This is a genomic window from Actinomycetota bacterium (assembly GCA_030018275.1).
Lineage (GTDB): Bacteria > Actinomycetota > Aquicultoria > Subteraquimicrobiales > Subteraquimicrobiaceae > Subteraquimicrobium.
Genome location: JASEGB010000028.1, coordinates 1 through 9,885, shown reverse-complemented (window position 1 = coordinate 9,885; position 9,885 = coordinate 1). Strand labels below are relative to the sequence as shown.

Genomic DNA, 9,885 nt, shown 5'->3' with positions numbered 1-9,885 from the left:
GGTTATCAAGCATAAAGGTATCATATCACAGTACCAGTTAGGTGGGAATCACCTAAATTTAAACTTATAAGGCATGGGATTTAGTCCGAGGAGTCCGAAGCGATATGGGCTCGATTCCGCCCACTTTCTTTCGCTTTATACATGGCTTTGTCCGCTTTCTCAACGAAGGTTGCGGCATCCTTTATATCAGGAGTAAGGGATGTGATACCCAAGCTGATGGTGATTCTATTCGGGTTACCATTTAAAATAAACTGGTGAACTTCGACTTTTCTCCTCAATTTTTCAGCCACGGCAAAGGCTTCGGTTTCAGCAGTCTCCGGTAAGATCAATGCAAATTCATCTCCACCATAGCGCGCAGCTAGGTCTGCTTCTCGGATATTCCTCTTTATGATCTGCGCCATAATTTTTAGCACCTCATCCCCTCTCACGTGACCGTATGTGTCATTTATGGGTTTGAAGAGATCTACATCGATCATAATAAGTGAGAGAGGTGAACCATAACGTAAGGCCCTTTTAAACTCCACCTTTAAGCGTTCCATGAAATTTTTATGGTTGGATAACCCAGTCAGACCATCGGTAATGGAGGTTTGCCTTAACTGTTCCACCACCTTCAAGAAGAGCCCTCGCTGAAAAGGAAAACACATTCCCCATTCCGCTAGGCCTTGGTAAATGGCAATGGCCTCTTCTCGGCAGGATTCATATCCACAGGCTCCACAATCGAGCTCATCCCGCTGATCATGCTTTTCCGCAGTAGCTAATATCGCCTTGAGTTCTTCCTCCGTGGGGAAAGGGAGTTTTACCTCCTTGCTGCTAAATTCTCGCCGCATTTCAATCCATGGCAGCCTGGGGAGAATTTGCTTGAAGTTCACCTTCCTCAGAGAGCTTTTACTTTTCTCCTTATAATATTGCTCAATGATGTTTTTCCGAGCATAGATGCTCATATTGCTTCCCATTGCAGGTCCATCCACACACCCATCGCAGTCCAGAACGTCGATCAATTTTGGTCTTACCTCACCACGAAGGATGGCATCGGCAAGCTTTTCAATGCCATAAATTCCTCGTATAACCCGAATGTCCCTATCCAAAAGGGAATAACCGTCGATAGTTTCTCTGGGAAAACCACCATTCAAAGAAAACATCCTCAAAAGTACGGGGCGAACGGCATCCAAATCGACTGGAGGGAGGGACTCTAAATTGATATCCGCCTCTTTGAACATCGATTTTAACTCGTCAAAGGTGAGCACAGCATCTATGGCATCGGCTACAGGGTCGTCCCTGGCCTCGGCTTTCGCCGCAATGCAGGGACCGATGTATACTGTGGCTACACCGGGATCGTACATCTCCTTAATTAAACGCCCTTGGGCGATTACGGGAGAGATGATCGGAGCCAAATAGGCCAAGAATTCAGGGTAATACTTCTCTAACCAGGTGACAACCGCCGGACACGTGGATCTAATTATGGGTTCACCTGCCCGTTCTTTAAAAAGCTTCGTATATTCATCGGCGACGAGTTCCTCGCCCAAAAGAGTATCTTCTACGGAGAAGAAACCGAGTTTCTCCAAGCCTGCGCTGAGTTGGGCAGGAGTTGCGGGATAAAATGAAGCCACACACTCCGAGGCAAGAATAACTACTACTTTACGGGAGGAGAGCAAACCCTTTACTAAATCTATTTCAGTCTTTGCTTGCTTCGCTCCTTGGGTGCAAGCATTGATACATCGACCGCAGTAAATGCATTTCTCGTCGAGGACTTCTGTTTGTCCATCCCTAACCTTTATGGCCTTCACGGGGCAGATACGCACACAACCATAACATTCTTTACATCGTTCTTCAATACTTTCGATAACCCTCATCCCAATTCACTTCTTGAATTTTATGTCCCCTCCTCTGAACTCGCCATTATAGATTAAAAACGCAGTGGATTCTAATCTCAACTTTAATCATTTACATCAACTATCTCACCTTGAGTGACTCCCTGCAAATCTTGGGATTTCATTTTTAACATGGCATTTATTTCCCCTCCACCTGTATACACAACTTCGACATCCATCACGCTTTTATCGATTAAAACCCGAATTTTATTTTCAAAACAAAATGGTGGAGTGGCTCCCACAACGTAACCGGTGAGCTCAACAACCTCTTCAGGGCTTGCCAATCTGACTCTGGAAGTCCCCAAAACTTTTTTTAACTTCTTATAACTCACCTTTTTATCCCCGCACGTCACCACAGCAACTGGTTCACTATCTACGAAAAATATCACGGTTTTAATAATTTCACATAAATTCAATCCTAAAAGGGCAGCAGCTCTTTCTGCAGTTCTGGTGGGGCTATTCAATAGAAAAATCTCATGGGGTATATCTCTTGATTGCAAATAATTGTGCACATCCACACTCGTCCTCATATAGCCTCTCCTTAAAACCCCATCATAAATAATTTACCCTAAAACTCTCCTTTTTACACAGCAATAAAGCAAAGAAGAGATAAGCATATTTTACTATAACATCTCGGAAGTTCGCTGACAATCACGCTGAATTAGTGGGCTAAAAGGAAGGCTTTTCCCACAGCTTCCTGGGGATTTTTTGCCGGAATTACAGCGTCGACCGGTTTTCCTTCCTTCTTGAGCTCCCATGTTCCGATGCCCACTACGGATTTTCCCATCTTGAGGGCCAATCCTATTTCGGAAAGGGTGCCGAACTCACCACCGATGGCTATAACCACCTGTCCGGCTCGAACGACAAGGGCATTTCGGGCTTCACCCATGCCCGTGGGAATGGCTATATCAACGTAGGGATTGGCGTCTCTCTCCTCAGTGGGAAGGATGCCCACAGTCAGACCCCCCGCACTCTTCGCACCCTTGCAGGCGGCTTCCATAACCCCACCTAAGCCTCCACAAACCAAAATGGCGCCTCTTTGTGCAATGAGCCTACCAACCTCATAGGCAATCCCGTAGATTTTATCATCACACTGGCCCGCCCCTATCACACTAATGTACATGATTCCTCCTTCTGAATTTAAGGGATAAGGGATGAGTCTAGAGTCAAAAGCCCTCTAGACTTCTCCCTCTAGACTTCTCCCTCCAGCCCAACAGTTTGTCTAAAATCTTAATTGCCGCTTGCTTATCGAGGGGTTCGTTCCAATTCCCACACTTTGGGGATTGGATGCAAGATGGACAGCCCTCCCTGCACCCACAGTCCTTGATGGAGACCGATGTCGCCTTCAGGAGTTCTTCACAAAGTTCATATCCCGTGGCGGCGATGCCGATCCCACCTTCGAATCCGTCATAAATGAAGATCGTGGGCATTCCCGTGTGAAAATGAAGCGGGGTGGAGACTCCTCCGATATCCCATCTATCACACATGGCGTACACGGGAAGCAAGGCGATTGAGGCATGCTCGATGGCATGAATCCCACCAGCCAACTGCAGATTATCTAGCTTTAGCGCATTCAAAACATTGTTGGGTATCGTAAACCAGAAGGCCTCGGTTTTAAACCTTTGAGGGGGTAAGTCCAACTCCTCCACACCTAGTATTTCACCCGTGAAAATCCTCCTTTTTTGGTAGGCGATTACGTGACTGGTCACATCGACCTTCCCGAAGGAAACAGAGGTGAAACCGCAGTCTTTTCTTCTGATTTCACTGAGGACCGTGAGGGTTGTCTCCTCCCGGGGCTGCGTATAATAATCGCCATAGATGGGTTCGACGAAGGCAACCTTTTCGGCCAGGTCGAGCTCCACAACGAGATAGGAATCGCCCTGATGTAGATATATCGCCCCCGGATGAATGTAGATGAAGGCCGTTGCCGAATCTATCGTTCCCAGGAGAGTTCCTGATTCCATCTCAACGACGGAGTAGGTATCTTGGGAAGCTGAACGGATGTTCACAGATTGAGCGGGGAATTCACGTTTTATCCAGAACCACCTGGATTTCCTCTCCAGCAACTCACCTTCCTCCGCCAACGATTTCACCACGCTCAAGAAGAATTTCCCAAAGTATTCCTCATCTTCAGGGGATAAGGGTATCTCATAGGCGGCACAGAGCAAATGCTTGGAAAGAATATAGGGATTTTCAAAATCGATGATCGCCTGTTCGTGGCTCCTTCCAAAAAAAGCGCCGGGATATCTCATATAGTATTGATCCAAGGGATCATCTTGGGCAACCAAAAGGGCTAAGGAGGCATCTTGCTTCCGCCCGGCTCTTCCTGCTTGCTGCCAGGTGGAGGCAATGGTTCCAGGGAAACCATTGATCACACAGGCATCCAGAGTTCCAATATCGATGCCCAACTCTAAGGCATTGGTTGAACTCACTCCCAAAAGCTCCCCAGAAAATAGCCGTTGCTCTATGGCGCGCCGCTCCGGAGCGAGGTAACCTGCTCTATAGGAACTCGTCTTGGATAAAACATCTGGTCTATCTTTGAGCTCATCCCTAGCATATTTGAACACCAACTCCGCCGTGCGTCGAGATTTGCTGAAGGTAATGTTTCTGATGGCATTTTTCGCTAGTTGGACGAAGAGGTAAGTTGCCTCGGAGTTGGAGCTCTTTCGCCTTTCCCTGCTCTGATCCAAGTATGGGGGATTCCAGAATAAGAAGAATTTTTCACCGCAAGGGGAACAATCCCTGTCCACGACCTCGACCTTGACACCAATAAGATTTTCGGCTAACTCTTTGGGATTTGCCACAGTAGCTGAGGATAAAATGAGTTGCGGCTTTGAACCATAATGGGTACAGACTCTCCTCAAGCGCCGAATGATATTGGCCACGTTGGAACCAAAAACCCCTCTTAAAATATGGACTTCATCGATGACCACATATTTTAAATTGAGGAAGAAATTCGCCCACATCTTGTGGTGAGGCAAGATTCCATAGTGAAGCATATCCGGATTGGTGAGGACTATATTTGCGTTGCTCCTTATCCAGGCTCTTTCATCGATGGGCGTGTCGCCATCGTAAGTGGCGGGAACCTGACCCGGCAATTTAAACTGGTGAAGGATCCTTAATTGATCCTGAGCCAGTGCCTTTGTGGGGAAAAGATAGAGAGAGGCGTTCCTCCGGTTCTTCAAGATCGCTTCGAGCACGGGGATGTTATAGCATAAACTCTTGCCGCTAGCCGTCCCCGTGACTATGATCACATTTTCCCCTTGCCTTACGAGATCGATGGCCTGTACTTGATGATGATAGAGCTTGGTTATACCGAGCTTGCGCAAACTCTCTTCCAAAATTTTGGGCAGGGGTTGCTTAAGAACACCAAAGGTCGCTTCCCTAGGTGGAATTCTTTTCGAATAAACGATCTGCCCCCGGTAGTTCTCGTCCTTTTTTAAAATCTCGATAAATTCAGCGGTCTCCATTTTTGTCTTCAGGAAATAAGATTGCCTTCGATTTATAGCTTAAAGCCACAAGGTGATGTGGTCAATGAAGAATGATAGGGTAGGAAGGGCTGGTTGGTTTCCCAGCTCCTCCCCCCTCCAAACCGTACGTGCGGATCTCCCGCATACGGCTCTCCAGTCGGTGGTTCACCTCCTAGAGGATTGACAGACCGACGCATGGGCTGCAACAAGTGAGAACAGCCCATATTCGGCAAAGAAGGAATTTGGCTAGCGCTTGTGATCCAGTCCTCGTCCACGTCTCTTTCTTCCCTGCCTTTTGCGTAGGATGCTTCGCAATCGCACCCTTATCCAGCTATCCAGAACCGGGAATGTGGTTTTATGGCTTTACAACCATTCCGTCTCCAACCACCTGACGTGCCCCTGCTTATCGCCCTTTCCCTCTCTCCTTTAGCCTAAGCAGGTCTCCTACTTTAGCAGGTTTTGGGCTTCACTTTCTCTAGCAGGCTCGCCGACATCGCCCGGCCGAATCGAGTTCGTTATCCTACGGACTGGTTGCTCACCTCCCGTTGCTCCCCACCCCGCCTCTCGGCGACGCAGTTACATTCGGTTACAGGCTGGAGAGTACACCCGAAGAAGACTTTCACCTCTCTGACCATGTACGCTCACAAGCGCACAGAGCGACCCTTTTAGGGTCGCCTTTTAGAGTCACCTTTAAGGTCGCTTTTGAAAAGTTTCGCTAGCAGGTGAAAGGATCAGTTTAATCGGTGGTTCCGGGGTGCCCATGGGGAGGATGGCGTTTATATGGATTGACGTGTACCATCACATCGGCCACATTATCCATCTCTCCCATGATTTTATGCCTGACTTCGCTGGCGATGGTGTGTCCCGTGGCCACCGTGATTTTTGGATCGACCTCTAATTTTAAATCAACAAGCAGGTACTGTCCCATACGTCGGGCTTTGATCTCGTGGACGTGCTCGACTCCTTCTACCTCCTCAGCTATGCCGGTAATTCTCCTTAAGATGTTTTCCCTCGGAGCCGTATCCATGAGATGATGGAATGACTCTACAGTAATATCGTATCCCATCTTGATGATGAACAGAGAAACGCCCGCTCCCGCCAACGGATCTAGGATTGGATAGCCCAGCCTGGCACCGCCGATGCCGACCAGTGCCGCCACCGAAGAGAGAGCATCAGACCTATGATGCCAAGCACTAGCCATAACCGCTGGGCTATGGAGCTTCCTGCCAACCCGCGCAGTATATTGAAACATCCCTTCCTTGACAACGATAGAAGTTATGGCTGCCACAAGAGCAATTGCCCCAGGAATGCGGGATACTCCCACCAAGATCGATCGGATGGCGGAGAGCAAAATGGCAACGCCCGCTGCACCAAGAAGAGAACCCACGAGTCCAGCCGCTATTGCCTCTATTTTCCCGTGACCATAGGGATGAGTTTCATCTACCGGTTTCTTTGAAATCTTCAGACTGAGGAGTACGAACGTGGTAGTGGCGATATCTGAAAGGGAATGAGTAGCATCAGCTACCATAGCTTGGCTCCTACCCAGAATGCCGGCCAAAGCCTTGAAAATGGTCAAAGCCACATTTCCCCATATTCCCATCCAGCTAACACGTTCTCCCTTGCGAAACCGTTCTTCTCTATCCATGATAGACCTCAGATTCACTTGAATCTCGTGTTTCCTTGTCCTCAAACGGAACACCTCGATAAAGATTCCGAGTTTCACAAATTTAAAACCTGTGGTTATAAGGTCCCACAGGTTAAACCCGCTGCCTTTGGCCCGGTGAGGCGTACTATTTCCCCATCTGACCTCGTATTTACAACTGGGCGAGAATTTTCTTCCAATTTTTTATTATAGGCTGATACAAAGCTTAAGACAAATCCTGAAACGCCGCTATTGCTTTATCAAAAGTTCAGCTATCTGCACGGCGTTAAGGGCGGCTCCCTTGCGCAAATTATCGGAGACGATCCACAGATTAAGTCCGCATCTTACGGATTCATCCTCTCGAATTCGACCCACATAGCATGCGTCCTTTCCCGCAGCGAAAATGGGCATGGGGTAAGCCAAGTTCTCCGGGTCGTCGATGACCACCACTCCAGGTGCATTCTCAAGGATTCGACGGGCTTCAGAGGCTGAAATCTTCCTTTCGGTTTCGATGTTTACCGCCTCCGAATGGGTGATGAAGACGGGGACGCGAACACAGGTTGCGGTGATTTTCATCTCGGGTTCGCCAAATATCTTCCGGGTCTCATCGACCATCTTCGTTTCTTCCTTGGTGTAGCCATTTTCCAGGAATACATCGATGTGTGGCAGAAGATTGAAGACTATCTGATGAGGATAAACCCCTGAAATAATCTCCTCCCCGGCAAGATAGGCTTTCGCTTGATCCAAGAGCTCTTGGACAGCTTTCCTTCCCGTACCGGAGACCGCTTGATAGGTGGAAACCACGATTCTTCTTATTTTCGCTCGATCGTGAAGGGGCTTTAAGACCACAACCATCTGAATGGTTGAACAATTCGGATTGGCGATGATGCCCTTATGACCCTTTAAGGCTTCAGGATTAACCTCGGGAACCACCAGGGGAACATCCTCTTTCATACGAAAAGCGCTGCTATTATCGATGACTATAGCTCCCGCTTTCACAGCAAGGGGGGCGAATTCCTCGCTTATGGAAGCTCCAGCGGAAAATAGGGCAATATCCACACCTTCGAAGGAATCGGGAAAAAGTTGCTCAACGGCTACCCCCACTCTCCTAAAAGTAAGCCTCCGACCGATGGATCTCTCGGAGGCAAGCAATCTCAGATTGGCAACGGGAAAGTTTCTCTCCTCCAAGATATTCCGCATTTCCTCACCGACGGCACCCGTTGCACCCACTATGGCGACATTATACTCCTTCACAAATTACTGCCTCCTTACCGAGATTAAATTTCTTATGGACGGCCTTCACCGCTCTCCCAACCTCTTTGGCATCGACCACGCAGGAGATTTTGATGGAAGAAGTGCTGATCATTTGAATATTGATATTCTCCTCCGCAAGAGCGCTGAACATATCGGCGGCTATTCCCGAGTGGGTCTTCATACCCGCTCCCACCAGGGAAACCTTGGCGATATTCTCGTCGTAATAGGGACCTCGGGCCTTGAGTTCCTCAACTATGGATTCCAATGCCCGCCCAACTCTCATTAAATCCTCCTTGACCACAGTGAAGGAGATATCGGTGAACCCCTTTTCGCTCACGTTTTGAATGATCATATCCACATTGATATTGGCATCCGCCAAAGCCTTAAAAACCTTGGCAGCGATTCCGGGTCTGTCGGGGACATCTCGGATGGTGACTTTGGCTTCTCCGATGTCATAAGCGACTCCACTGATTATAACCCTCTCCATCATTTGGTCTACCTCCCTTACCAAAGTTCCCGCTTTATCCGAAAAGCTGGATCGAACATGGATCAGAACACCGTGATTTCTCCCATACTCAACCGCCCGAAGCTGAAGCACTGTAGCACCACTCGCCGCCAGTTCGAGCATCTCTTCGTAGGAGATGACGGGGAGCTTTCGGGCATCGGGCACCAACCGGGGGTCGGCTGTGTACACACCTTCCACGTCCGTGTAAATCTCACACACATCCGCCTTGAGCTTGGCAGCTAAAGCTACGGCTGTGGTATCCGATCCGCCCCTTCCCAAGGTGGTGATATCTTGATCCACGGTGACACCTTGAAAGCCTGCGACGATGACGATCCTTCCCTTTTTTATTTCATCGAGGATGCGTTCGGTTCTTATGTCCATTATCTTAGCCTTGGTATGGGTCGTATCCGTGAGGATCCCAACCTGGGGACCGGTGAATGAGATGGCATCGTATCCCAGGGCGTTAATGGCCATGCTTAAAAGGGCGATGGAGACTTGTTCCCCCGTGGCCAAGAGCATGTCCAATTCTCGCTCGGGAGGGGTGGGAGTAATCTCATGGGCCATTTTCAGGAGTTCGTCCGTGGTTTCACCCAAAGCAGATACCACAACTACAACCGCATTTCCCCGCTCCTTTGTCTTGACTATGCGCCTGGCTACTTTTTTAAGACGTTCAGTATCGGCAACCGAAGTCCCACCGTATTTTTGCACGATGATGCCCAACCTTCATCCCTCCATTAAGCTCACAGCTATTTTAGCAATCGGAGGGCGGTTAAGCAAGAAACAGAATTGCCTGCTAAAAATTTGACTAGCTCCCATGTAGAAATACTTACAACTCAAACCGCGAATGCGCATTCTCCTTTGGGATCAACATATCTGAAAGGATGTCTTCACAGCAGGCATAGGGATTGAGACTCTATGGTCTCTCTAATTCTCCCTCAACAACATCTTTAGTTAAAAAGCTACATATCTCAGGGCTGTAGTATCTACTCTTTAAGTAGTATAACCCAGTCTCTTGGTCAAAGTAATATCCTGCATACTCCTGGCCACCAGAGCCGATGAAGTAGCTTATCAAGCCATCAAGGAAGTTACCCCCAAAGCCATATATCACAAGGAAGCCAGAGTTGTGGTTGTAAAGCAGAAAGAAAA

Annotated in this window: 7 protein-coding genes; all 7 read right to left on the bottom strand. The window is 48.4% G+C overall.

Annotation, left to right across the window (positions count from 1 at the left end; translation table 11 throughout):
* Positions 1–80 precede the first annotated feature (80 nt).
* The 7 genes from QMD66_07700 to QMD66_07670 all read right to left on the bottom strand — a co-directional run bounded on the left by QMD66_07700 (position 81) and on the right by QMD66_07670 (position 9,459).
* Positions 81–1,850, bottom strand: coding sequence for a diguanylate cyclase (locus QMD66_07700; protein ID MDI6822710.1), 1,770 nt, complete (start codon positions 1,848–1,850; stop codon positions 81–83).
* Between the two features lie 83 nt (positions 1,851–1,933).
* Positions 1,934–2,398, bottom strand: a complete 465-nt coding sequence (locus QMD66_07695; GenBank protein MDI6822709.1) for a YbaK/EbsC family protein — start codon at positions 2,396–2,398, stop codon at positions 1,934–1,936.
* Positions 2,399–2,529: 131 nt separating this feature from the next.
* On the bottom strand, positions 2,530–2,991 hold the full coding sequence (locus QMD66_07690; protein ID MDI6822708.1) for a TIGR00725 family protein: 462 nt from the start codon (positions 2,989–2,991) through the stop codon (positions 2,530–2,532).
* Positions 2,992–3,034: 43 nt separating this feature from the next.
* On the bottom strand, positions 3,035–5,338 hold the full coding sequence (locus QMD66_07685; GenBank protein ID MDI6822707.1) for a DEAD/DEAH box helicase: 2,304 nt from the start codon (positions 5,336–5,338) through the stop codon (positions 3,035–3,037).
* Positions 5,339–6,074: 736 nt separating this feature from the next.
* A complete protein-coding gene (locus QMD66_07680) occupies positions 6,075–7,001 on the bottom strand; it encodes a cation diffusion facilitator family transporter (protein MDI6822706.1) in 927 nt (308 codons plus the stop codon).
* 228 nt (positions 7,002–7,229) lie between these two features.
* A complete protein-coding gene (locus QMD66_07675; protein MDI6822705.1) occupies positions 7,230–8,234 on the bottom strand; it encodes an aspartate-semialdehyde dehydrogenase in 1,005 nt (334 codons plus the stop codon).
* Positions 8,221–9,459 carry an aspartate kinase gene (locus tag QMD66_07670; protein ID MDI6822704.1) on the bottom strand — a complete coding sequence of 413 codons (1,239 nt, stop codon included), beginning with the start codon at positions 9,457–9,459 and terminating at the stop codon, positions 8,221–8,223. The genes QMD66_07675 and QMD66_07670 overlap by 14 nt, the downstream gene beginning before the upstream one ends.
* Between the last annotated feature and the right edge of the window lie 426 nt (positions 9,460–9,885).